At 62.2% G+C, this 23,371-nt stretch carries 26 protein-coding genes and 1 tRNA gene; 8 read left to right on the top strand and 19 right to left on the bottom strand.

Translation table 11 applies throughout. The features are described from left to right. Positions 1-100 precede the first annotated feature (100 nt). Positions 101-319: a hypothetical protein gene (locus NKJ17_RS22700; RefSeq protein ID WP_352690063.1), complete on the top strand. Its 219-nt coding sequence runs from the start codon at positions 101-103 to the stop codon at positions 317-319. Beyond that, a complete protein-coding gene (locus NKJ17_RS22695; RefSeq protein ID WP_502896117.1) occupies positions 316-1,293 on the top strand; it encodes a DMT family transporter in 978 nt (325 codons plus the stop codon). The genes NKJ17_RS22700 and NKJ17_RS22695 overlap by 4 nt, the downstream gene beginning before the upstream one ends. Here NKJ17_RS22695 and NKJ17_RS22690 read toward each other — a convergent pair whose 3' ends face one another. The 3 genes from NKJ17_RS22690 to NKJ17_RS22680 form a co-directional block, all read right to left on the bottom strand. Then, positions 1,294-2,112, bottom strand: coding sequence for a helix-turn-helix domain-containing protein (locus tag NKJ17_RS22690; RefSeq protein WP_352507499.1), 819 nt, complete (start codon positions 2,110-2,112; stop codon positions 1,294-1,296). 105 nt (positions 2,113-2,217) lie between these two features. Continuing rightward, a complete protein-coding gene (locus tag NKJ17_RS22685) occupies positions 2,218-3,099 on the bottom strand; it encodes a uracil-DNA glycosylase (RefSeq protein WP_352507500.1) in 882 nt (293 codons plus the stop codon). A gap of 37 nt (positions 3,100-3,136) precedes the next feature. Then, positions 3,137-3,781: a hypothetical protein gene (locus tag NKJ17_RS22680; protein WP_023677808.1), complete on the bottom strand. Its 645-nt coding sequence runs from the start codon at positions 3,779-3,781 to the stop codon at positions 3,137-3,139. On the opposite strand from NKJ17_RS22680, the gene NKJ17_RS22675 reads away from it, so the two are divergent. From NKJ17_RS22675 to NKJ17_RS22665, 3 genes are all read left to right on the top strand, one after another. Further along, a complete protein-coding gene (locus tag NKJ17_RS22675; protein ID WP_352507528.1) occupies positions 3,732-3,914 on the top strand; it encodes a hypothetical protein in 183 nt (60 codons plus the stop codon). The two genes, NKJ17_RS22680 and NKJ17_RS22675, sit on opposite strands and share 50 nt — an antisense overlap. A 106-nt stretch (positions 3,915-4,020) precedes the next feature. Next, on the top strand, positions 4,021-5,700 hold the full coding sequence (locus NKJ17_RS22670) for an electron transfer flavoprotein-ubiquinone oxidoreductase (protein ID WP_352690011.1): 1,680 nt from the start codon (positions 4,021-4,023) through the stop codon (positions 5,698-5,700). 111 nt (positions 5,701-5,811) lie between these two features. Further along, positions 5,812-6,408 carry a DUF922 domain-containing protein gene (locus tag NKJ17_RS22665; RefSeq protein ID WP_352480300.1) on the top strand — a complete coding sequence of 199 codons (597 nt, stop codon included), beginning with the start codon at positions 5,812-5,814 and terminating at the stop codon, positions 6,406-6,408. A gap of 30 nt (positions 6,409-6,438) precedes the next feature. Here NKJ17_RS22665 and NKJ17_RS22660 read toward each other — a convergent pair whose 3' ends face one another. The 5 genes from NKJ17_RS22660 to NKJ17_RS22640 form a co-directional block, all read right to left on the bottom strand. Continuing rightward, positions 6,439-7,461 carry an endonuclease/exonuclease/phosphatase family protein gene (locus tag NKJ17_RS22660; RefSeq protein ID WP_352507502.1) on the bottom strand — a complete coding sequence of 341 codons (1,023 nt, stop codon included), beginning with the start codon at positions 7,459-7,461 and terminating at the stop codon, positions 6,439-6,441. An 80-nt stretch (positions 7,462-7,541) separates the two neighbouring features. Next, entirely contained in the window at positions 7,542-9,044 is a 1,503-nt protein-coding gene (locus tag NKJ17_RS22655) for an AMP nucleosidase (protein ID WP_352480302.1), read from the bottom strand. A gap of 85 nt (positions 9,045-9,129) precedes the next feature. Next, positions 9,130-9,324 carry a hypothetical protein gene (locus NKJ17_RS22650; RefSeq protein ID WP_352507504.1) on the bottom strand — a complete coding sequence of 65 codons (195 nt, stop codon included), beginning with the start codon at positions 9,322-9,324 and terminating at the stop codon, positions 9,130-9,132. Between the two features lie 30 nt (positions 9,325-9,354). Further along, positions 9,355-9,507, bottom strand: coding sequence for a hypothetical protein (locus NKJ17_RS22645; protein ID WP_023718367.1), 153 nt, complete (start codon positions 9,505-9,507; stop codon positions 9,355-9,357). Positions 9,508-9,713: 206 nt separating this feature from the next. Continuing rightward, the gene (locus NKJ17_RS22640) at positions 9,714-10,058 is read right to left on the bottom strand and encodes a DUF2147 domain-containing protein (protein ID WP_352690010.1); all 345 of its coding nucleotides are present in this window, start codon (positions 10,056-10,058) and stop codon (positions 9,714-9,716) included. Between the two features lie 458 nt (positions 10,059-10,516). Between NKJ17_RS22640 and NKJ17_RS22635 the strand changes: the two genes are divergently transcribed. Both NKJ17_RS22635 and NKJ17_RS22630 read left to right on the top strand, forming a co-directional pair. Further along, the gene (locus tag NKJ17_RS22635; protein ID WP_115145099.1) at positions 10,517-10,783 is read left to right on the top strand and encodes an SEL1-like repeat protein; all 267 of its coding nucleotides are present in this window, start codon (positions 10,517-10,519) and stop codon (positions 10,781-10,783) included. Between the two features lie 375 nt (positions 10,784-11,158). Beyond that, positions 11,159-12,280 carry a branched-chain amino acid ABC transporter substrate-binding protein gene (locus tag NKJ17_RS22630; RefSeq protein ID WP_254819977.1) on the top strand — a complete coding sequence of 374 codons (1,122 nt, stop codon included), beginning with the start codon at positions 11,159-11,161 and terminating at the stop codon, positions 12,278-12,280. Positions 12,281-12,362: 82 nt separating this feature from the next. Here NKJ17_RS22630 and NKJ17_RS22625 read toward each other — a convergent pair whose 3' ends face one another. The 11 genes from NKJ17_RS22625 to NKJ17_RS22575 all read right to left on the bottom strand — a co-directional run bounded on the left by NKJ17_RS22625 (position 12,363) and on the right by NKJ17_RS22575 (position 22,736). Continuing rightward, positions 12,363-14,348: an acetyl/propionyl/methylcrotonyl-CoA carboxylase subunit alpha gene (locus NKJ17_RS22625; protein WP_352690009.1), complete on the bottom strand. Its 1,986-nt coding sequence runs from the start codon at positions 14,346-14,348 to the stop codon at positions 12,363-12,365. A gap of 49 nt (positions 14,349-14,397) precedes the next feature. Next, a complete protein-coding gene (locus NKJ17_RS22620) occupies positions 14,398-14,772 on the bottom strand; it encodes a hypothetical protein (RefSeq protein WP_352690008.1) in 375 nt (124 codons plus the stop codon). A 106-nt stretch (positions 14,773-14,878) separates the two neighbouring features. Next, positions 14,879-15,409, bottom strand: coding sequence for an O-acetyl-ADP-ribose deacetylase (locus NKJ17_RS22615; protein WP_352690007.1), 531 nt, complete (start codon positions 15,407-15,409; stop codon positions 14,879-14,881). Position 15,410: 1 nt separating this feature from the next. Then, on the bottom strand, positions 15,411-17,018 hold the full coding sequence (locus NKJ17_RS22610) for a carboxyl transferase domain-containing protein (protein WP_352690006.1): 1,608 nt from the start codon (positions 17,016-17,018) through the stop codon (positions 15,411-15,413). 4 nt (positions 17,019-17,022) lie between these two features. Further along, positions 17,023-17,406, bottom strand: coding sequence for a type II toxin-antitoxin system VapC family toxin (locus NKJ17_RS22605; protein ID WP_352480311.1), 384 nt, complete (start codon positions 17,404-17,406; stop codon positions 17,023-17,025). Further along, the gene (locus NKJ17_RS22600; RefSeq protein ID WP_352690005.1) at positions 17,403-17,795 is read right to left on the bottom strand and encodes an AbrB/MazE/SpoVT family DNA-binding domain-containing protein; all 393 of its coding nucleotides are present in this window, start codon (positions 17,793-17,795) and stop codon (positions 17,403-17,405) included. The genes NKJ17_RS22605 and NKJ17_RS22600 overlap by 4 nt, the downstream gene beginning before the upstream one ends. An 81-nt stretch (positions 17,796-17,876) precedes the next feature. After that, positions 17,877-19,040, bottom strand: a complete 1,164-nt coding sequence (locus NKJ17_RS22595) for an isovaleryl-CoA dehydrogenase (RefSeq protein ID WP_352690004.1) — start codon at positions 19,038-19,040, stop codon at positions 17,877-17,879. A gap of 48 nt (positions 19,041-19,088) precedes the next feature. Further along, a complete protein-coding gene (locus NKJ17_RS22590) occupies positions 19,089-19,751 on the bottom strand; it encodes a TetR/AcrR family transcriptional regulator (RefSeq protein ID WP_352690003.1) in 663 nt (220 codons plus the stop codon). A gap of 146 nt (positions 19,752-19,897) precedes the next feature. After that, positions 19,898-20,176 carry an acylphosphatase gene (locus NKJ17_RS22585; RefSeq protein ID WP_352690002.1) on the bottom strand — a complete coding sequence of 93 codons (279 nt, stop codon included), beginning with the start codon at positions 20,174-20,176 and terminating at the stop codon, positions 19,898-19,900. A 90-nt stretch (positions 20,177-20,266) separates the two neighbouring features. Further along, entirely contained in the window at positions 20,267-21,373 is a 1,107-nt protein-coding gene (locus NKJ17_RS22580; protein ID WP_352690001.1) for a pyridoxal phosphate-dependent aminotransferase, read from the bottom strand. A gap of 154 nt (positions 21,374-21,527) precedes the next feature. Beyond that, a complete protein-coding gene (locus tag NKJ17_RS22575; RefSeq protein ID WP_352507518.1) occupies positions 21,528-22,736 on the bottom strand; it encodes a porin in 1,209 nt (402 codons plus the stop codon). Between the two features lie 449 nt (positions 22,737-23,185). Here NKJ17_RS22575 and NKJ17_RS22570 point away from each other — a divergent pair. Next, positions 23,186-23,276, top strand: a tRNA-Ser gene (locus NKJ17_RS22570). Positions 23,277-23,371: the final 95 nt, after the last annotated feature.

Here is a 23,371-nt window from a genome sequence, read left to right as displayed (position 1 = left end):
AATTTGAAGTCTGCGCTCTTTACACGAAACACTCCCTCGACAAAACTGCAGCGACGTCTATTTCCGGCGATCATTTCCCGAGCATCATCGCGAGGCTTCCATGACCATCGTCACGCCGAAATTCGGGATGAGCGCCTCTGTGTTGCGTCGCGACGATCGGGCCTTCATCAAAGGCGCCGGGGCGGATACGATCGTATCGACGCCTGCCGCGCTCAATGCGGTGACCGACGCGTTCTACCGCGCCTACGGCATCAGGCATATCGACATGCCGGCAACGCCGGCGCGCATCTGGGCGATCGAGGAAGCAAAAAGGGCGTGACAGCCAGACCGGATTTGCCAGTGCTTGCAGCCGGCGATCTTGCCGGCGAGCACAGCACACTGACCGGGATCTTGCTCAAGATCGTATCGGTGGCGGTCTTCGTCGGCATGTCGTCCTGCATCAAGGCGGCGGGCACCGTGCCGGCGGGCCAGATCGTCTTCTTCCGCTCCTTCTTTGCCATTTTTCCGATCATCGCCTTCCTCGCCTTCCAGGGAAAACTCGGAACCGCCTTTTCGACAAAGCGCCCGCTCAACCATATTGCGCGTGGCGTCGTCGGTGTCTGTGCCATGGGGCTCGGCTTCTTCGCGCTGACGCGGCTGCCGCTGCCGGAGGCGATCACGCTGAACTACGCGCAGCCGCTGCTGGTCGTGGTGTTCAGTTCGATCTTCCTCGGCGAAGCCATCCGCATCTATCGCTGGAGTGCGGTTGCCGTCGGCCTGGTCGGGGTGCTGATCATCTCGTGGCCGGAACTGACGCTGCTCAGTTCGGGCGCTGCCCTCGGCGATCAGGAGGTGCTCGGCGTCATTGCCGCCCTCATAGCCGCGGCGATCTCCGCCATCGCCATGCTCCTGGTTCGCAACCTCGTCCAGAGCGAGCGGACGGCGACCATCGTGCTGTGGTTTTCGGTTACCGCGAGCCTCATGGCGCTGCTTTCGCTGCCATTCGGCTGGCAGGCGCTGACGCCAGCGCAGGCGGGGCTTCTGATTGCCGCGGGTTTTTGCGGCGGGCTTGGCCAGATCCTGATGACCTCGGCCTATCGCCATGCCGAGGCTTCCGTCGTGGCACCCTTCGAATACACTTCGATGATCCTCGGCGTCGTCGTCGGCTATCTGGTCTTTGGCGACGTCGCCACGATCAATATGCTGGTCGGCGGCATGATCGTGGTTGCGGCGGGGATTTTCATCATCTGGCGCGAGCGCCAGCTTGGTCTCGAACGCACCCGCACCCGCAAGGCCGTCGCGCCGGAAGGGTGATCACGGCTTCGCAGCGTCAGTCCGCTCTGTCGCCAGCCGCACCAGCACCGCCCGCGTCTGTTCGTCGGCGGGGAAAAAAGATTCGATCGCCAGCTCCGACAGCGTCACGTCGAGCGGCGTGCCGAACACGGTGATGGTGCTGATGAACGACAGCACCGCGTCGCCATGGGCAAGCTTGAGCGGATGGGCAATCGCGTTCGGTTCGACCGGCGCCGGCCGGCTGCCTCTAAGGCCGGACGGATAGGCCCGAAGCTCGCGCTCGAGCTCGACAAGAGCCGGATCGGCGGTAGCGTCGTTCTGCCGCTTCAGCCGCTCCAGAAGATGTGTCCGCCATTCCGCTAGGTTGACGATACATGGCGCGATGCCGCCGGGATGCAGGCTGAGGCGCAAAACGTTGACCGGTGGCTTCAGCAGGGAGGCATCGGCGACATTGGCGAGGAACGGGCCGATGGCGGCGTTCGCCGACACCAGGTTCCAATGCCGGTCGACGGCAAGCGCCGGGAACGGCTCGTGCGCCTTGAGCACGGTCTCGACCGCCGCCATCGCCGGTGCCATCGAGGCATCGTCAAGTGGTCGTTCGCCGAAGCTCGGGGCAAAGCCGGCAGCCAGCAGCAGCTGGTTGCGCTGCCTGAGCGGGATCGAAAGCTGCTCCGCCAGATGCAGCACCATGTCACGCGAGGGTGCGGCGCGGCCGCTTTCAACGAAACTCAGATGCCGCTGCGAGATCTCGGCCTCCATAGCGAGGTCGAGCTGGCTCATGCGCCGGCGTGTACGCCATTCGCGAATGAGACTGCCGGCGGAAATCTGGGCTGCTGTCATAACGAGATGACTAGGCCGGCAGTGGGCGCATTTCAATTACCTGCGAAGTCATGATGCCGCCCTTCCTTTCTCGCAAGGGGAGAACTGAAGACGCGCTCTGCACCATTACCCGAGCGCCCGCAACTTCGCCTTCACTTCGAGGAAATCCCGCCACGCCAGCTTCTTGTGCGCCGGCGTTCTCAGCAAATAGGCCGGATGCAGGGTCGGCATGGCAGGAATGGCGACGCCGGACGGGGTCGTGTGGACGCGCCAGTTGCCGCGCAGCCGCAATATGCCTTCGGAGGTGTTGAGCAGGGTCTTTGCCGACGGGCCGCCGAGATTGACCAGCACCTTCGGATTGACCAACTCGATCTGCCGCTCGATGAACGGCCGGCAGATCTCGGTCTCGTGCGGGGTCGGCGTGCGGTTGCCCGGCGGCCGCCAGGGAATGACATTGGCGATGTAGACGGACGTCCGGTCAAGACCGATCGCGGCCAGCATGCGGTCGAGCAGCCGGCCGGAGCGGCCAACGAACGGCAAGCCCTCTATGTCTTCATCGCGACCCGGCGCTTCGCCGACCAGCATCACCTCGGCAGTTGGATTGCCGTCGGCGAACACAAGGTTCTTGGCGGTGAATTTGAGATTGCAGCCGTCGAATGCCGCCATGTGCTGGCGAAGCTCGTCGAGGCTTGCCGCCGATCTCGCCAGTTGCCGCGCCAATGCCGCTTGCGCCTCGTCGGGCACCGTTGACATGGCCGGGGACGCTCGCACTGCCGGTGCTGTACTCGGTCTCTCGCCCATTTCGGCGCGCGATACGCTCGTCGAGCGTTGTGGCGTCGCATTTTCACTGAGCGGCACAGCGGCCGCCGCGGGCACCCGCTCCGGTGGCCTGGCTTCTGCAAACCTGTTTACCGGCTGTTCTTCAAGTGCCTCGTCGACGCCGGCGCTGGCGTAGAAGGCCAGCAGCTCGGCGAGATCGGCTCGGCTATTGTGGGGGGCGGCAGTCATGGTTTCACATTCGGCCGCGAAGCTTGAATTTGCAAGTTCAGCTCGACGGTATGCGCGGATCCTGCACCAGATAGAACGTCCAGCGCGGCGTGTAGTCGGTGATCAGGAAATAGAAGCTGGCGGTCTTCAGCGGGTCGATCTTGCCGTTCTTGAACAGCAGGCGGTCATACGGTTCGAAATTGCGGTCGAAATCGGCGTAGCTGCTCGACCAGATATTTTCGGGCGTTTTGTTGCGCTGGTCGAACGACAGGCCGTCGCCGAACACGCTCGGCTGGTCGAGGATCTCCTGGAGTTCGAACTGGAACTCGACCCAGGCTTGGCCGCTATTGTTGAGCACGTCGATGCGCATATACATCAGACCATTGGCGAAGTCTCCCGCCTTGCCGAACGGCTGGATCGGCCTTGTTGTGCGAATGGCCAGCGTTACCGGCGTCGCTGAATTCAGCTCTTCGGTGATGACCAGCGGATCCTCCTTCGTGCCGATGCCGGAAGCCCCGGTGATGCGGAAACCGCCGCGCTCGTCGGAAAAGGAATAGGCGCCGGTCGCCCAGACCAGTTGCTGCTCGGCACGGGCATCGAGGGCCGTCAGTGGCAGAAGCGCCAAGAGCGCCGCACGGCAAAACCGGCCGGGCGTGAAAAAAAAGCGCGTCGATGAAAAGCCAGCCGGCCCGAATATGCGCATGGCGGGAAGTATGGCCGATAAGCAAGCCGTCGAACAATTAAAAACATCAGTGCGACATATCTGTGCAAACCGAATAGGATTGAAGATTGATGCTCGTCACCGCGAATTTGTGCGGCAGGACGCGACTTTTTGACGAAATCGGTATTGTCACGTCCGCGCCGGTTTCCCGTCGCTATTTGATGCGCTATGCAGCGCGTGAGCCAGCAAGATGCCGGGAATAGCGAGCCAGTGAGGGATCGATGAGCGATATCGAACGCGAAAGCATGGAATTCGACGTGGTCATCGTCGGCGCCGGCCCGGCCGGCCTCGCCGCCGCGATCCGTCTCAAGCAGGTCAATCCCGAGCTTTCCGTCGTCGTGCTGGAAAAGGGCGGCGAAGTCGGCGCGCACATCCTGTCCGGCGCCGTCGTCGATCCGATCGGCATCGACCGGCTGCTGCCCGGCTGGCGCGAAGAGGAGGGTCATCCCTTCAGGACACCGGTCACCGACGACCATTTCCTGGTTCTCGGCCCCGCCGGTTCGTTCCGTCTGCCCAATATCCTGATGCCGCCGCTGATGAACAATCACGGCAACTATATCGTCTCGCTCGGCAATGTCTGCCGCTGGCTGGCGACCAAGGCCGAGGCGCTGGGCGTCGAGATCTATCCGGGCTTTGCCGCGGTCGGCCTGCTCTACAACGAGGCCGGTGCGGTCACCGGCGTCGTCACCGGCGACATGGGCGTCGAGAAGGACGGCACGCACGGTCCGGGCTTTGCGCCGGGCATGGCGCTGATGGGCAAATATGTCTTGATCGGCGAGGGCGCGCGCGGCTCGCTGGCCAAGCAACTGATCGCCAAACACCACCTTTCCGACGGTCGTGAGCCCGGAAAATACGGCATCGGCCTCAAGGAACTCTGGCAGATCAAACCGGAAAACCACCGGCCGGGCCTTGTCCAGCATTCCTTCGGCTGGCCGCTCGATATGAAGACCGGCGGCGGCTCCTTCCTCTACCATCTCGAGGACAACCAGGTGGCAGTCGGCTTCGTCGTTCACCTGAACTACAAGAACCCCTATCTGTCGCCCTTTGACGAGTTTCAGCGCTTCAAGACCCATCCGGCGATCCGCGGCACCTTCGAGGGTGCCAAGCGGCTGGGCTATGGTGCCCGCGCCATCACCGAAGGCGGCTGGCAGTCGGTGCCGAAACTGTCCTTCCCCGGCGGTGCGCTGATCGGCTGCGCGGCCGGCTTCGTCAACGTGCCGCGCATCAAGGGCTCGCACAATGCCGTGCTCTCCGGAATGCTGGCGGCCGAGCATGTCTGTGATGCGATAGCCGCCGGCCGCGCCAATGACGAGCTGGCCTCCTATGAGGCCACCTGGCGCGCCACCGATATCGGCAAGGACTTGAAGAAAGTGCGCAACGTCAAGCCGCTATGGTCGCGCTTCGGCACCATTGTCGGTGTTGGCCTTGGCGGGCTCGACCTGTGGCTGAACACGCTGTTCGGCTTCTCGCCCTTCGGCACGATGAAGCACGGCAAGGCCGACTACGCCACGCTGGAACCGGCCGCCGCGCACCAGAAGATCGCCTACCCGAAGCCGGACGGGGTGCTGACCTTCGACCGGCTGTCGTCGGTGTTCCTGTCCAACACCAACCACGAGGAGAACGAGCCGGTCCATCTGCTCGTCGCCGACATGGACCTGCAAAAGCGCTCCGAGCATGACGTCTATGCCGGGCCCTCGACGCGTTACTGCCCGGCCAGCGTCTACGAATGGGTCGACAAGGACGGCAATGCCGCCGCCGATCCTGCGGCAAAGGATGTGCGCTTCGTCATCAACGCGCAGAACTGCGTGCACTGCAAGACTTGCGATATCAAGGACCCGAACCAGAATATAAATTGGGTGCCGCCACAGGGCGGCGAGGGCCCGGTCTACCAGAACATGTAAGTCACAAGGTTTGTTCCGGACTAAACAAGATGAGGAGCAGCGCAACCGTAGGATTGTTGAATAAACCGCCTGCCTGTGTTTCCTTTCTGCCGCGACAGGGAGGAAGGAAAAATGCGCCTGGCAGTTCTGACGAGCGTTGTGGCGATCGGGGCATTGTGCGCCCCTGCAGCCTTGGCCGGCACTAAGGTGCTGGTCAAGACACGAACTTACAACATTGCCGGAACCACCGGCGCGGCCCTGATCGAGGCCATGGATCGCAGTGGGCCGAAGCACGGCTTCATGACCCACGCCATCGCGCAAACCGGCTACAGCGTCGGTGATTGGACCTTCGACGCCCATCAGGAAAACGGCGTCTGCCGCCTGCGCCAGGCCAACGGGACGCTCAATCTCTTCTATACCTATCCCAAACTGGTCTCAGCCCCATCGCCTGCGCTGCAGAAGCGCTGGAAGCGGTTCTTCGCTGGCGTCCGCGCCCATGAAGAGACCCATGGCCGCATCGCCAGACAGATGATGCGGGCCACCGAAAAGTCGGTTCGAGGGCTGACAGTCGCTGATGACCCGCACTGTTTCGAGGCACGTCGCGAGGCAAAGCGCCGGATCAATGCCATCTATGCCGAATACGAGGCAAAGCAGATCGCCTTCGATGCGCACGAGCATCGCGACGGCGGCCCTGTCGAGCACCTCATCCGCGCTTTTGTGGGCCAGTAATAAGCCAGGTCGAGACTGGACTGCGGATTTTCAGCTTCGCGTCCCGCCAGGCAGCGCTGCAAGCGCGGTCGCCGTCTGGTGCTCGTCGAGCGACCGTAGCGAAAACTCCACCAGCACCGGCAGATGGTCTGAGCCGGTGTCCTCAAGGGTCGACGCCGAACGGATAAGGATGGCGCCCTTGCTGAAAACCTGGTCGATCGGCAGTCCGGCGAAGCGCAGGAAATCCGGCAGCTTTCTGTAGAGCCAGGTCGGCCCGACCGACGGCATTACAGTCAGCTTGCCAAGCGATGCGACGCGCCGGACAGCGGCGCTCCATGGCGCTGCGTTGCAGTCGCCCGCCAGTATCGACGTCTCGCCAAGCGAGGCGATTTCGTCAGACAACCCCCCAATCTGCCGTGATTGGTTGTGCGGCCATGGCCAGGTGAGGTGGATGGCGCCGACATCGACGTCGGTTCCGCCAAAATCGACCGTGGCGATCGCCATCGCGCCGCGGCTGTCGCAGTGCGGCGCCGTGCCTGTGGCAAACGGTCGTCTGGACAGCAACGCAACGCCGAACACGCCATTGGGATACGGGCAGAGGATCCGGTAGGGATAAGCGCCGGACAGCAGCCCAAGCTTTGCTTTCCACATCTCGGACACCTCGTCGAGGGTGATCACATCGGGCTGGGTCCGGCCGATCAGCGACAGCACTTTCTCAGGCGTTGGATTGTTGAACCTGAGGTTCATCTGCAGCAGGCGGTAGACCGGCTCGTCACCAGGTTTGGCTTCGTAGGCGGCCTGCACCTGCCATAGCCGCGAAAGCGGCAAGGCATTCGACGTGGTGGCAAAGGAGGCTACCGCAAACAGCAAGGCGGCCGCGGCCTGCAGGCGAAACGAGGTGGCGAGCAGGGGCAGCGCGCAAAGCGCCATCAGCACCGAAAAATGGACGCGGAAATGAGCAAAGGAATCGAGGGCCGGATGCAGCGATCCGAAAAACCCGGCCACCAGCGCGGCCGAGAGCGCAAGCATTGCGACGAATGCCAGCGCAACCGTCATATCCCGAATACGTGCCATCGCTTTGTCTATCGGCAGAAGTGCGGCTCAATCAAGATGACGAAATGTCCTGACCCGGACCGAAACATGCGATTCGGCATTTACTGGAAGGCCGTTTCCGAAAAGCTCCTGAGCTTACGCGAATGCAGTCGCTCCATCGGCATTTCAGCCAGCTTCTCCATCGCCCTGATGCCGATGGTCAGGTGCTGCGCCACTTGCCGCTTGTAGAACTCGGTCGCCATGCCGGGCAGCTTCAATTCGCCATGCAGCGGCTTGTCGGATACGCAAAGCAGCGTGCCATAGGGAACCCGGAAGCGGAAGCCGTTGGCGGCGATCGTGGCCGATTCCATATCGAGCGCGATCGCCCGCGACTGCGACAGCCGCTGCACCGGCCCGCGCTGGTCGCGCAGCTCCCAGTTGCGGTTGTCGATGGTGGCGACGGTGCCGGTGCGCATGATGCGCTTGAGGTCGTAGCCGGAAAGCCCGGTGACCTCGGCGACCGCTTCCTGCAGCGCCACTTGGATTTCAGCCAGCGGCGGGATCGGCACCCAGACCGGAAGATCGTCGTCGAGGACATGGTCTTCCCGAACGTAGGCGTGTGCCAGCACATAATCGCCCAGCGCCTGCGTGTTGCGCAGGCCGGCGCAATGGCCGAGCATCACCCAGGCATGCGGCCGGAGCACCGCAATATGGTCGGTGATGGTCTTGGCGTTGGAAGGTCCAACGCCGATATTGACCATGGTGATGCCGCCATGATTCGGCTTCTTCAGATGATAGGCCGGCATCTGCGGCAGGCGAGGGGGCGCAGCACCCTCACCAGGCGCGCTGTCGCCCACTTTGGTCACGATATTGCCCGGCTCGACGAACTCTACATATCCGTCACCGCCATTGGCCATCAATTCGCGTGCACGGGCGACGAATTCGTCGATGTAGAACTGGTAGTTGGTGAACAGCACGAAGTTCTGGAAATGCTGGGGACTGGTCGCCGTATAGTGCGACATCCGATGCAGCGAATAGTCGATCCGTTGTGCCGTGAACGGCGCCAGCGGCCGCGCCTCGCCCAATCCCACTTCAAAGGTACCGTTGGCGATCTGGTCGTCGGTGCCGTCGAGATCCGGCACGTCGAACAGGTCACGGATCGGCCGTTTGATGCGTTCCGCGGCGGCACCGTCGACATGCGTGCCTTCGAGAAAGGCGAAATGCAGGGGGATGGGAGTGGTCGATTCTGAAACCGTGACCGGAACGCCGTGGTTGCGCATGATGAGCCGAAGCTGTTCGGTGAGGTAGCTTTCGAAAAGAGCAGGTTGGGTGATGGTGGTTGAGAAATGCCCCGGCGTCGGCATGTGACCATAGGCCTGCCTCGAGTCGATTTGGGTGAACGAACTCGTGGTGACGCCGATTTCCGGATAGAAGGCCCGGTAGCGTTTGTTGTTGTCGCCGCCCGCGGCGAGCGCGGCAAATGAATCGCGCAGGAACTTGGTGTTGCGGTCGTAAAGCACCTGCAGGGCCGCGACCGCCTTCTTGGCATCGTTGAAGCTCTGTCGGCCGAACGGCTCCGGCGTGACAACCGATTCAATGGCTTGAGGATAGATTCGCTTTTCCATGACCCAATATAGAGAGTTGGGCGCGCAGTTGGGAGGGGGTAAGGCGGTCTCAAAACGCCCTGTCGGCGGTTTTCTTTCCGGCGGCCTAGCCTCGCCGCAAGCTGACCAGCAGCACAAAGCCGACGCCGGCCTTTCTCAGCGCAGGCGCCTCGATGGTCGAACCGGCATCGGCGCGCATCGTCGGCACGGCCAGGACCGGGGCCGCCAGAAGCGTCAGGATGAGTGCCGTCCGCGGCAGAAGCCGAAGGATCTTGACGACATTGGCGGTGAGGCGGGTCATGGCGTGGGTTTCAATATCTCGCTGTCGGGTTCAGTGGCGAAGCTGGTTCGGGCAACCGAGCCGGCAGGAAATGGCCACGTCCCAGGCGCGGGCCGGCCGGCCGGCTTCGGCGACAAGGACGGCGAACAACATGCCGAACAGGCTCATCAGCAGGCAGACGATGGTGAAGCGGCGGGCAAGCATCGCGCGGTGTCTCCTTCAACACGCATGACAATGCCTTGCCCAGGCTGAACCGGCTCTGATGGCGGCGTTCATCTGGGGTTCAAAATGGTTGATGATCTCTGGGCGGGCCGCCTTGAAAGCAGTGACCTATGGCGAGCCGCGGCTGCGAGACCGATATATGAAAACGGGGCCGACTGGCCCCGCGCACCCCGGCAGGAATGGCACGATCAGAGCTTGTGCCAGGTCTGGCTGTTGCAGATCAGCCCGCCCAACACGCAGCCGCTCATCTTGAGCGAACTGCCGGAAAGCGAAGCCTTGCCCGAATAGGTCTTGTCGGTTTCGGGGTCGGTTATGGTGCCGGCATATTTGTTGTCGCCGGCCACCTTCAGTGAACCTATGTTCTTGCCGGCAAATTTGCCGGATTTGAGCGTAATCGAAAATGCCCCGCCGCCACCCGAAATGGCGGCAGTCGCTCCGGCTTGCGTTTTCCAATTGCCTTCGATCGGATCGGCCCATGCCGCGCCGGTCATCATTATTGCGGCCGCGAGGGCCAGGCTCACGTGTCGAAACATGTCTTTCCTCCCTCAGGCAAGTCCAATCGGGCTCCGTCCCGGCCGTCTGCCCCTTACGCAAACGTAAGCTAGTCCAGCTCCCGGAAAAACAAAAGCGGTGCCGCGACGGAACGGTTGCGGGTTTTTGCCCGCTCCCGAACGGCCGCGCCGGCGAAAAATGAAACGGGCCGCACACGTCTTTGTCTTCTGTGGTTAGCCGAGTCTTGATCCGCGCCTCGCAAGTTTCTTCAAATTTTGTGCAAACTGGCGCAGTTGCTGGCTTTGTATCCTTAACGAATTTTCGCGTTTACCTCTTGTTTTAGCTTTGTTTTCCTCAAATTAAGCACGCCATTTAACGACGGATTCAAGCCTCCGCGGCATTCTCGAAAGCATCGAAAGAGCGGCCGCCCCCGAAGGTAATCAAGGACACCGAGGGACAGACGGAGACAGCTCTCGGGAGCCAGAACAGGGGATTTGAAATGGCACGTTTTGAAATGCTTGAAGCCGGCTTCGGCGCCATGGGGGCAACTGCCCAGGCCGATATTCTTTTCGAGTTGGGCATGATGTATGCGACCGGCCGCGATTGCGAGACCGATGTCGTCGCCGCCCACAAATGGTTCAACATCGCCGCGATCAAGGGTTCGGCCCGCGCCGCGGAACTGCGTTCTGAATTGTCGGCCGCCATGTCGAAAGTCGAGATCGCCAGGGCGCTGCGCGAAGCCCGCGAATGGATGACGATGCACTGAATTCGCCGACACTGAGTTCACTGACAGGGACGCTTCGGGTCAAGGCCGCGCAGACGGCTGGCCCCGAAAAAAAGAGGCCGCGCAAGATGGCCGACCAAGTCAAAACCAAGAACACAGCAGGCTGATCAGGCCGAGCCGTGCAACAGACAGGGAAGGCCAGCAGGTTCCGGCGCGGATGCGCCGGCAAGCTCAATGGCAAAAGCCGCGACCGGCCGGAACAGGGCTGGCGCGGCTTTGTCTTTGGGACCGCATGTTACAGGCCCAATCGAGCGCCGACGATGCGTCTAGACAGCTCCGGCGAAGGATGAAATTCTCCCGCCACTCTGGAAGAGGCGCGGCCGGGCGGCTGCGCGAGAGTGGAGGAGTTATGTTACCATGAAGAAATTCAGTATTTTGAGCGCAGCCATATTTGGCCTGATGATGACCGCGCCGCTCGCCTTCGCCGACGACATCACCTTTTCGGTGGTCGGACCGATGACCGGGCAGCTTGCCACCATCGGCGATCAGTTCAAGCAAGGCGCGCAAGCCGCCGCCGACGCGATCAACGCGGCTGGCGGCGTCGACGGTCGCCAGATCAAGCTCGACATCGAGGATGATCAGTGCGATCCGAAGCAGGCGGTTTCGGTCGCCAACCGCATCATCGCCAATGGTGTCAAGTTCATCGATGGTCACGCCTGCTCGGGCTCCAGCATCCCGGCCTCCGCTGTCTACGCAGAAGCCGGTGCGCTGATGATGAGTCCGGCTTCCTCAAACCCGGTGTTGACCGACGCAGCGGCGAAGGCCGGCTGGCCGACGATCATGCGCCTCTATACGCGCGACGATGCGCAGGGCGCTTTTATTGGTCCCTGGATCGCCAAGAAATATGCCGGCAAGAAAGTCGTCATCCTGCACGACAAGAGCGCCTATGGGCAGGGCGTGGCCGATGCCGTGAAGGCAACGATGAACCAGAACGGTCTCAATGAAATCCTCTACGAGGGCATCAACGCCGGCGAGAAGGACTATTCCGCGCTCGTTACCAAGCTCAAGGAGCTGAAGGCTGATGTGGTCTATTTCGGCGGCTATCACCCCGAAGCCGGCCTCATCCTGCGCCAGTCGGCGGAGCAGAACCTCAAGTTCCAGTTGATCATGCCGGACTCGATCGCTTCGCCGGAATTCTGGCAGGTTGCCGGTCCGGCCGGCGAAGGCACCATGTTCGTCTTCCCATCGGATCCGCAGTCGAAGCCCGAAGCCAAGGAAGCTATCGCCAAGATCAAGGCCGGCGGCTTTGTGCCGGAGGGCTTCACGCTGTTTTCCTATGCCGTGATCCAGGCATTCGCCGAGGGCATCAAGCGCGCCGGCAGCGACGACCCGGCCAAGGTCGCCGAGGCGTTGAAGAACGGCCAGCCGATCAGCACGGTTGTCGGGCCGGTCACCTTCGACGAGAAGGGCGACCTCAAGAACGCCAGCTACGACATCAACCAGTGGCATGACGGCAAATACGCGCCGATCCAGCCCTGATAGAACTATGTTGTAATTGAAAATGGCCGGGTCGAACCTGGCCATTTTCATCTTTGCGGTGCCTTTTGTGACGCGCTCGGGGTCACTTCGTGGATAAGGAAACTGCGGTCAGCTGTGGTTCCTCGGCAAAGCGAACCAGCACGGTTCCGTCTGTGACCTGCGCGCCTTCGGCGGCGATCTCGGCGATAAGCCCGTCATGGGGCGCGGCAATGGTGTGCTCCATCTTCATCGCCTCCAGTATCAGCAGCGGCTGGCCCTTGATCACGGCCTCGCCTTTTGCCGCACGCACCAATTTGACCAGGCCCGGCATCGGCGCGCGCAGGCTGCCGGAAGCGGCGGCTTCGTCGGCTCGCGCCAGCGGGTCCGGCACGGCAAAATCGTAGCCGATAGCGCCCTCGAAGACGGTGACGTGGCCCGGCCAGCGGGCGAGGCGAGGGGCGGTACGGAGATCATGCGAATTGACGCTGTCATAGGGCGCTTCCAGCGCCACCTCGAACCGTCTGTCCGGCCGCACCGACACGCGCGCGGCGATCTCCTGCTCGCCAAACTTCAGCAGCATGCGCCGCACTACAGCGTGGAAATGCGCATAGCCGGCCAGCGACAACCAGGGATCGTCCGAGGACGGCAAGTCGCGCGCACCGGAAGCAGCAAGTGCCGCGGCGGCAATTGTCTCACCGCTCGGCGGCGCAACCGCCGTCAACGCCTGCTGATGCCTGGAGATCAGGCCGGTATCGATATCGCCCGCCGCAAAAGCTGCATCAGCGGCCAGCGCGGCAAGAAAGCCAGTGTTGACGGTCGAGCCGGCGATTTCGGTCTGCGACAGCGCCTCGCCAAGTGCCGTGAGCGCCGCCCGTCTGTCCTTGCCATGGACGATCAGCTTGGCGATCATCGGGTCGTAAAACGGCGAAATCGCATCGCCGGCGCGCACGCCAGTTTCGATGCGCATGGTCGCACCTTCCGGTGCTGGCTGCGGAAATTTCAAATGGTGCAAGGTGCCGGTCGCCGGTAAAAACCCTCTTGCCGCGTCCTCGGCATAGATGCGCGCCTCGAAGGCGTGGCCGGAGAGCGCGATCTCGCTCTGCGTCTTCGGCAGTTTTTCGCCGGAGGCTACCCGCAACTGCCACTCGACCAAGTCGATGCCGGTGACCATTTCGGTGACGGGGTGCTCGACCTGAAGGCGGGTGTTCATTTCCATGAACCAGAAACGGTCGGCCTTCAGACCTTGCGAGGCATCGACGATGAACTCGATGGTACCGGCGCCGGAATAGTGGATTGCCTTTGCGGCTTTCACCGCCGCCTCGGTCATCGCCTTGCGCAGTGCCGGCGTCATGCCGGGGGCAGGCGCCTCCTCGATCACCTTCTGATGGCGGCGCTGCGCCGAGCAGTCACGTTCGTGAAGATGTACGGCGTTGCCGAAATTGTCACCAAACACCTGCACTTCGATGTGGCGCGGCTTGTCGACATATTTTTCCACCAAGACGCGGTCGTCACCGAACGCGGCTTTCGCCTCGCGCCGCGCGCCCGACAGTGCTTCCGAAAAATCATCGGGATGCTCGACACGCCGCATGCCCTTGCCGCCGCCGCCGGCGCGCGCCTTGATCAATACGGGGTAGCCGATCTCGCGCGCCTTGGAGGCGAGCAACACGATCTCCTGCGCTTCGCCATGGTAGCCCGGAACGACAGGCACGCCGGACTTTTCCATCAGCCGCTTGGCCGCGTCCTTCAGTCCCATGGCACGGATCGAGGCCGCCGACGGCCCAATGAAGATCAGCCCAGCGGCGGCGACCTGGTCGACGAATTCGGGGTTTTCCGAAAGAAAGCCGTAGCCCGGATGGATCGCCTCGGCACCTGTGGCCAAGGCCGCTGCAATGATCTTGTCGCCGCGCAGATAGCTTTCGTTGGCGGGAGAGGCGCCGATATGCACCGCTTCGTCGGCCATTTCGACATGCAAGGCGTGAGCGTCGGCATCGGAATAGACGGCGACGCTGCGCACACCCATCCTGCGTGCCGTGCGGACCACCCGGCAGACGATCTCGCCACGGTTGGCGATCAGGATCTTGGCGAACATCGGGCCTCCCGGATTTGGCGCGGGCAATCCCGGATCGGCGTTTGCCCGTCTACTTCGAAGCCGCGATCTGACAGTTGCCGCTGGCCGCCACCTTGTAGTACGCCCGTGCGCTCTGGCAGGATTTCATCGCCATGGCCTCTGCCGCCTTTTGCGACGAGGCATTGCAGTGAGCGCCACACAGGACGTAACCGTCCCTGACCCGCACGAAAGATGTCGTGGCGTATGCCGAATGGCCGCTTGCAGCGACATAGGCCTTGTAGGCCTTGGTGCACTCGTCCTTGGCGCTGCCAGGCAGAAGTGGTGAAAAGCGCTTGTCGCCTTCGCTTCCGGCCAGCGATCCCGCCGCGCCCGTGCCTGGTGCAGCTAATATAAGTAACCCCGAAAGTATTGCGGCAGTAGTTTTCTGGAAAAGTTGCTGTTTCATCTTCGCCCAAGCCCCATTGACGTTGAAAAACAGCAATAGCCGCAATTTTTCTGTATGGCCAGTTGGATGATTGAAAATGGGTCTGCAGATTTCTCATGGCTGTGGATCACGCTTTGCCGAGTGCAGCAACGGCCCGCTGATACAATTCGGCCGTCGGCTCGTCGAAGCAGCAGAAAATGACGGTTTCCGGAACGGTGTTCTGGCCGATGAAGGCGCTCACGGTCCCGACTGCAATTTGCGTCGCCTGATCCTTCGGGTAGCGGTAGGCCCCGGTCGAGATCGCTGGAAACGCCACCGTCCGGCAGTCCTTTGCGGCGGCGATTTCGAGCGACCGGCGATAGCAGGAGGCGAGCAGTTCGGCTTCTCCTTTGCTGCCACCTTGCCAGACCGGCCCGACCGTATGAATGACGTAGCGCGCGGGTAGCCTGTAGCCCTTGGTGATTTTTGCGTCTCCGACCTTGCAGCCATGCAAGGTCCGGCATTCTGCCACAAGCTCGGGGCCGGCCGCGCGGTGGATAGCGCCGTCGACGCCGCCGCCTCCGAGAAGAGAGGTGTTGGCGGCGTTGACGATGGCGTCGACCGCCAGCTTCGTGATGTCGCCGGTTTGAATACGAATCCTCTGGCCGATTTCGCTCATCTCACATCCTGAACACGCCGAACCTTGTCTCTTCGATCTCGGCGTTGAGCGCGGCCGAAAGGCTGAGCGCCAGCACCTCGCGGGTCTTGGCCGGGTCGATGATGCCGTCGTCCCAGAGCCTTGCCGACGAATAGAGCGGGTGGCCTTCATGCTCGTATTTCATAAGGATCGGCTTCTTGAATTTCGCCTCCTCCTCGGCGCTCCATTCCCCGCCCTTGCGCTCGATGCCTTCGCGCTTGACCATGGCCAGCACCGTTGCCGCCTGCTCGCCGCCCATCACCGAGATGCGGGCATTCGGCCACATCCACAGGAAGCGTGGCGAATAGGCGCGTCCGCACATACCGTAATTGCCGGCGCCGAACGAGCCGCCGATGATCACGGTCATCTTCGGCACCTTGGCCGTTGCGACCGCCATGACCAGCTTGGCGCCGTCCTTGGCGATGCCGCCGGCCTCGTATCTCCGCCCGACCATGAAGCCGGTGATGTTCTGCAGGAAAATCAGCGGGATCCTGCGCTGGCAGCACAGCTCGATGAAATGCGCGCCCTTTAGCGCGCTTTCCGAAAACAGCACGCCATTGTTGGCGATGATGCCGACCGGCATGCCGCTGAGATGGGCAAAACCGGTGACCAGCGTGGTGCCATAATTCTGCTTGAACTCATCGAATTCGGAGCCGTCGACGGTGCGGGCGATTACCTCGCGTACGTCATAGGGCTGGCGCAGATCCGTCGGCACGATTCCGTAGAGTTCATGTGGATCGTGAAGCGGCGGAATCGATTTCTGTAAGGCAAGGCTTACAGTCTTGTTCCGATTCAGGTTTTTGACGATACGCCGGCATATGGCCAGCGCATGCTCGTCGTCGAGCGCATAGTGGTCGGCAACGCCGGAAAGCCTTGTGTGCACGTCGGCGCCACCGAGGTCCTCGGCGGTGACGTCCTCGCCGGTGGCCGCCTTCACCAGCGGCGGGCCGCCGAGAAAGATGGTTGCCTGGTTGCGCACCATGATTGTCTCGTCCGACATCGCAGGCACATAGGCGCCGCCGGCAGTGCACGACCCCATGACGCAGGCGATCTGCGGAATGCCGGCGGCCGACATGTTGGCCTGGTTATAGAAGATGCGGCCGAAATGATCGCGGTCGGGAAACACCTCGTCCTGATTGGGCAGATTGGCGCCGCCGCTGTCGACCAGATAGACGCAAGGCAGATTGTTCTGCAGCGCGATTTCCTGTGCACGCAGATGCTTCTTCACTGTCAGCGGATAATAGGTGCCGCCCTTCACCGTGGCGTCGTTGACGACGACCATCACTTCGGTGCCTTCGACGCGCCCGATGCCGGCGATGAGACCGGCCGACGGGATGTCCTCGCCATACATCGACCATGCCGCGAACTGGCCGATTTCGAGGAAGGGCGAGCCGGTATCAAGCAATTGGGCGAGGCGTTGCCGCGGCAGGAGCTTGCCGCGGGAGACGTGCCGCTCGCGCGCATCTTCCGAGCCGCCGCGTTCGACCGTGGCCGCTTTCTCAGCAATATCGGCGACCAGCGCCCGCATGCGCTCGGCATTGGCGCGGAAAATATCGGAGGCGGGCGAGATCTGCGAGTTGAGGGGGGCCATGGCGCTACCGGATCAGCTCGATCTTGCAGCCGACATCGAGGTCGCTCCAATCGCGATCAGCGGTGACGGCAATGGCGTTCTCGCGAATAGCCAGCGCGAGGCAGGCCCGATCGCCCAACGACAGGCCGCGATGCCGCGTCAGTTGGCGAAGCTGCCCGGCGGCGATGCCCATCGCTTCGTCGAAAACGGCGATCGGCATGCCGAGACTGGCGAGGTCGTCCGCGGCCTGTTCCATGCTGCGTCCCTTGTCGATCAGCTTGGCAATGATTTCGGCCGCATTGACCGAACTGCATTGTGCATCCGGCGCGAACCCCAAAGCACTATCGGTGCCTTGCTCGTTGAGCAGGATTGCGAGTGCCGCCGAACTGTCCATGACGTAGGGCTTCATTTCGCCCGCTTTCCTGTCGTCCCTTCGGCGTGAAGCCGGTCGAGACGCTTGTCGCTTCGACGCTGCTCTTCCCGCCGCTCTTTCAGAAATTCGTCGACGACGCTTTCACCGGGCTGTTTCAGCGCCGACAATTCGGCCTGGACGCGCCGCAGATTCTGCAGCCACGATCTTACCCGCAGCTCGCCGTTTTCGACATGCAGGATCATCTCCTCGCCAGGCTTCACGCCCATCTCCTCGCGCATCGCAGCAGGGATGACGAAGCGCCCGCCCTCGCCAAGTTTAACACGCTCGCGTTTCGCCGGAACCCTAAGTGGCGTTTTGCGAGCGCTGGCATCGAACTGTGCTTGCGGATCTTCGTCAAATCCGGACTTTCCCGTTCTGTCCGCCATGGTTCGTCTCGCTAGGTTGTGGCACATAGTCCGAAATATGCCACATCGCATGGCTTCTGGCAAAAGTTCAAAAGGATGCCATTAGGCGCTCTCCGCCATGATTTCCCGCCCGATCAGCCAACGACGGATTTCGCTGGTGCCGGCGCCGATCTCGTAGAGCTTGGCGTCGCGCAGCAGCCGGCCGGTCGGGTAGTCGTTGATGTAGCCATTGCCGCCCAAAAGCTGGATGGCCTCGAGCGCCATCAGCGTCGCCTTTTCGGCGGCGAAGAGAATACAGGCGGCAGCATCCTTGCGGGCCGTCTCACCGCGATCGCAAGCGGCGGCCACGGCATAGACGTAGGCGCGCGCCGCGTTCATCGTCGCATACATGTCGGCGAGCTTGCCTTGCACCAGCTGGAATTCGCCGATCGGCTGGCCGAACTGCTTGCGCTCGTGCACGTAAGGTATCGCCACGTCGAGGCACGCCGCCATCAGCCCGATCGGCCCGCCGGCCAGCACGGCACGTTCGTAGTCGAGGCCCGACATCAACACCTCGACGCCGCGCCCTTCCTCATGCAGCACATTGTCGAACGGGACTTCGACATTCTCGAACACCAGCTCGCCGGTGTTCGAGCCGCGCATGCCAAGCTTGTCGAGCTTTTGCGCAACCGAAAAACCGGCAAAGGCCTTTTCGACGATGAAAGCGGTGATGCCGCGCGAATGGAGTTCCGGATCGGTCTTGGCATACACGACCAGCGTCTCGGCATCCGGTCCGTTGGTGATCCACATCTTGGTGCCGTTGAGCACATAGCGGTCGTTGCGCCTTTCCGCGCGCAGGCGCAGCGACACGACGTCGGACCCGGCGCCGGATTCCGACATTGCCAGCGCGCCGACCTTTTCGCCACTGCACAGCGAAGGCAGATATTTTTCCTTCTGCGCCTGCGTCGCCCAGCGATTGATCTGGTTGACGCAGAGGTTGGAATGGGCGCCGTAGGAGAGGCCGACCGAGGCGGAGGCGCGCGAAATCTCCTCCATCGCCACGACGTGGGCGAGGTAGCCCATGCCGCTGCCGCCGAAATCGGGATCGGCGGTGATGCCGAGCAGGCCAAGCCCGCCGAGCTCCACCCACAGATGCGCCGGGAATTCGTTCGACCGGTCGATCTCGGCGGCTATCGGCGCGATTTTCTCTTGGGCGAAGCGCCGCACCAGGTCGCGCAGCGCCTCGACATCTTCGTCAAGCCCGAAGTTGAGCGTATGCGTGTACATGCCGTTCCTCCCGGCGCACGACCCCGAAAATCGGGATCATGCGCGAAATCAAAGTGCTAGAGCGTCCTTTGCGCGCTCGAATGAACGCACGGCGCCGGAGCTCGTTGTCGCGCCATCGTTCTTTGCTCCAACAAGGCGCATTGTCATTGCTAGATATGTAGCGGTGACTTCGGCGATCGACAGCCGTTCGCCCGGCCGGAACCAGACGATGACGCCGGTCATCATCTGGATCAGCGCCATGGCGGTGAGCCCTGTGTCTTCGATGCTGAATAAGCCCGCTTCGACGCCGTCGCGCAGGATGGTGCGCAGCTCCTTCTCGTAGGCCGTGCGCATGCGCAGGATCTGCGTGAGTTTTTCGTGCGACAGGCTGCGCAGCTCCATGTTCGAGACATGGGTGGAATGGCGGCGTTCGATATGGAAAGCGATGTGGTTTTCGACATAGGCGGCAAGCCGCGTTGCCGGATCGGCGCCGACAGGGCGTGTTGCGCGCCACGCCTCGATCAAGCCTTCCATATGCTCGCGCATCAGCGTGAACAGAAGGTCCTGCTTGGTCGGGAAGTAGCGGTAAAGCGCCGCTGCCTGGACGCCGACTTCGGCCGCCAGCTGGCGCATCGACATCGCTTCGTAGCCGAGACGCGCAATCAGGCTGACCGCCGCCTCGCGGACCGCAGCTTCGGTCTTTTCTCCGTGAGAACCGGTCGTACGCGCCATGACAAACCGCCTTTTACGACGTAATAAAACAAACGTTCAATTAATTCAAGGACCGAAGCATTCGGGCAGGGCAATGGCTTCAGGTTTGCTCTCTCTGCACCCTGGAGATTTTGTCCGATGGAAGCAATGAGCAGGATCATGCCTTGCTAGGCAATAATCCTGAAACCCGCGGACGTGTTGCGTGCCTCGATGTCCTCGACATCGACCTTCGAAACTGCTGCCCCTGCCGGCCCTTGCCAAAGTCGCTCAATCATCGTCGAGACCGCCGCCCCGGTTCCTGCAATCAAGGCTGTCACCGAGCCGTCAACTTCGTTGCGCACCCACCCGGCGAGGCCAAGCGCCGACGCCTCGCGCCGCGCCCAGACCCGGTAGCTGACGCCTTGCACCTTGCCATATATGCGTACTTGTACAGTGCGGTCGGTCATCGCGCTCTCCATCCTCTGAGTCGAGTCTGGCGCATCGCCGTGCAAATTCAACCACGCTGCCGCCAGTCAGCCACATAGGGCGAAGGCTCTTCAGTTCCCCCGTGCTGCCGCCAGTGCGCCGGGCAATTCCTCGGCAAAAATGTCGAGCTCGTGGTCGAGGCCGACGCTGACCCGGATGCAGCGATCGAGCACCGGCACCATCGGCTTGCGGATGAAGACGTCGCGCGACAACAGCGCCCGCAGCACCTTCAGCGCGAAGGCGCCGTCGCGGCCGCAATCGATGGTGACGAAATTGGTCGCCGAAGCCAGCGGCTTCAGCCCGTTCGCCTCGGCTGTTCCGGCAATGCGTCGGCGGCCGGAGGCGACCCGCGCCACCACGCTTTCCAGCCAGGCTTGATCGGCAAGCGCCTCGACGCCGGCGATCTGCGCCATGCGGCTGACGCCGTAGTGGTTGCGGATCTTCTCGAAGTCGCGAATCACCTGGGCCTCGGCCACCGCGTAGCCGCAGCGTATGCCGGCCAGCCCATAGGCCTTGGAGAAGGTGCGCATGCGGATGACGTTCGGCCGCGCCACATCGATTGGCGGCAGCGCTGAGGCTGGCCCTAATTCGCCATAGGCCTCGTCGAGCACCAGCATTGTGGTTTCCGGCAAGGCCTCGATGAAGCGGCCGAGTTCGGCGGCTTCCCACCAGCTGCCCATCGGATTGTCCGGGTTGGACAGGTAGACCAGTGGCGCCTTCTCCCTGGCGACCGCAGCCAGCAGGCCGTCGAGGTTTTCCCGATCGTTCTCGTAGGGCACTGCGACCAATCGGCCGCCGACGCCGGCAACATGAAAGTTGAAGGTCGGATAGGCGCCGAGCGAGGTCACCACCGCGTCGCCGGGCGCCACATACATGCGCGCAACCAGGCTGAGCAGCCCGTCTATGCCTTCGCCGACGACGACGTTTTCGGCGCCGACGCCGAGATGCCTGGCTACGGCTACCTTCAAATCGTGATTATCGGGGTCGCAATACATCCACATGTCGCCGGCAATCCCGGCCATGCGGGTAACGACGCGCGGCGAAGGGCCAAAGCTGCTCTCATTGGCCCCGATGCGGGCGCGAAAGGCGCGGCCGCGGTCGCGCTCCTGCGCCTCCGGGCCGACAAACGGCACCGTGGAGGGAAGCGCTGCGATGAGCGGTGTAAGGGGAGGGCGCATGGCAAAGGCTCGTTAAAAAAGGGGCCTTCTTGCTAGCCTGCCGGCTTGGCCTGCGCAAGTTCCGCGGCAGCCTTGAAATGTGGCAGCCGGCGAATGGCTCAAAGAAAAACCCGGCGGTTGCCCGCCGGGTTCAATATTGGTCAGGTCGAACTTATTAGAACGAGCGCTGGAAGCGGAGGAGGCCGCCAATGCTGTCCTTCTTGTCCGCACTGGTCCAGTTGACGTTGGTGAAGCTGGCCGGATCGTTAAACCGCCCGTAGTGGTCCCAATCGACTTCGGCGGTGATCGTCAGGCCAGGAACGATGTCGTAGGCGATGTTCGCCGCGACGGCATAGTTCTTGTCGTCGTCAGCGGAAGCCTGCACGTTGAACGAGGTCTTCTCGTTGAACTTGTAGGTGCCGCCACCCCAAACCGCCCAGTTGCCGCCCCACTGCTTGTAGAAACCACGGCCATTGGCTGGGACAAAGTTGCCCGGGTCATTGAGGTTATCGTCAGTGCCGTAGCCCGCCATGATGAACAGCGACAGCGCGTCGGTTGCATTCACGTCCAAACGAACCTTGCCGGCCACTTCTTCGTAGTTGCTGTCGTAGGCGATGACGCCGGTGATCGCGCCCCAGCCCTGCGTCCACTTCAGGCCGCCGACGACATGCGGAACGTAGCTGTCGATGGTCCCAACGCGGCCCGCGCCCTGCTCGAGCGAAGCCACGGCCGAGAAGCCGTTGCCGAAATCGAAGTAGTACTGGACGACGTTGGTGTCGAAATCACCGTAAGGAACCAGCGTATCCTGGATGACGCTGCCGGCGTAGCCGATGAACGTGTTGAAGGCCGATTCGTCCTTACCGACGCGCAGGCCACCGAGCTGGATCCAGGCGAAGTTCAGCGAAACGCCCTTGTTTTCGGCGTCATTTCTGACGATGGTCGTGACCGGCAGCAGCGGACCCTCGGGGCCGTCCGGATCGGTGGTTGTGGTGCTAACGTGACGGTTGCGGTTGCCGAAATTGAACCGGGTCTCGGTGTAGGTCTTCAAGGTGCCGAGTTCGGTTTCCTGAGCGGTCCAGGTCTTCAGGTTGAAGCGGGCGTTCTTGTAGTAGGTGTCCTGGATATCGCCATCTTCGTGATCGAAATTCTCAGCACCGTCGAACGAACCGACGTCGCCGATGCCGATGTCGTAGCGGACATAGCCGCCGATGCGCAGGCAGGTTTCGGTGCCGGGGATGTAGAAGTAGCCAGCGCCGTAGACGTCGCAGATCTTGACGTATTCAGCGGGTTCCGGCTCGGCGACGACGACGGCGTCGGCGGCGCGCGCACCGGATACTGCGATCAGCGCCGCAGCGGAGCCGAGAAGCAGGCTCTTGATGTTCATTTTCTGACCTCCAGTCAAAAGTTAAAAAACGGGTCTGGGTATTCTTTGCTGAAGGACAGCGTTCCCTGCCCCATCCCCACTACCGAAAAAGATGCGCACCGCGCCGCTCCTTCAAACCCGACATTACCCATGAGGCGGCGTCGTTCAACCACGATCGTACCGGCAAAAGGTTTGTGGTGGCGCTATCGCCGAGCGTTGTTGCACAAATGACACGATTTGGCCTCACTCCGAAAGCTCCCATTAACTATCGGGCCCCGGCAACCCCGCATTCCAGCCAATTCCGGCAATGGCCCGCTCAAACTGTGACCATGCGCCGACTCAACAGCCAGGGAATTGCCGCGGAATCGCCGCAAGCCACAGGTGGCAATTTGGCGGAAGCCCGATTTTTCGACGATAGTGACACCAGCTTGTTGATTGTGGCGGCGCTTTTCTTTATCCACCGGCGCAACGGAGAGGTGGCCGAGTGGTCGAAGGCGCTCCCCTGCTAAGGGAGTAGAGGTCAAAAGCTTCTCGTGGGTTCGAATCCCATCCTCTCCGCCACCGCTCAAAGGGTACGACCCGGAGACATGGGTAACAGAATGTACCTAAGACATGGGTGACAACCTCGTGCCGAACGGGTTGTCGATGGTCTGCAA

This window comes from Mesorhizobium sp. M0208 (assembly GCF_040322015.1).
GTDB lineage: Bacteria > Pseudomonadota > Alphaproteobacteria > Rhizobiales > Rhizobiaceae > Mesorhizobium.
The sequence above is the reverse complement of the archived record's forward strand: the minus strand, read 5'-3'. Positions and strand labels throughout refer to the sequence as shown.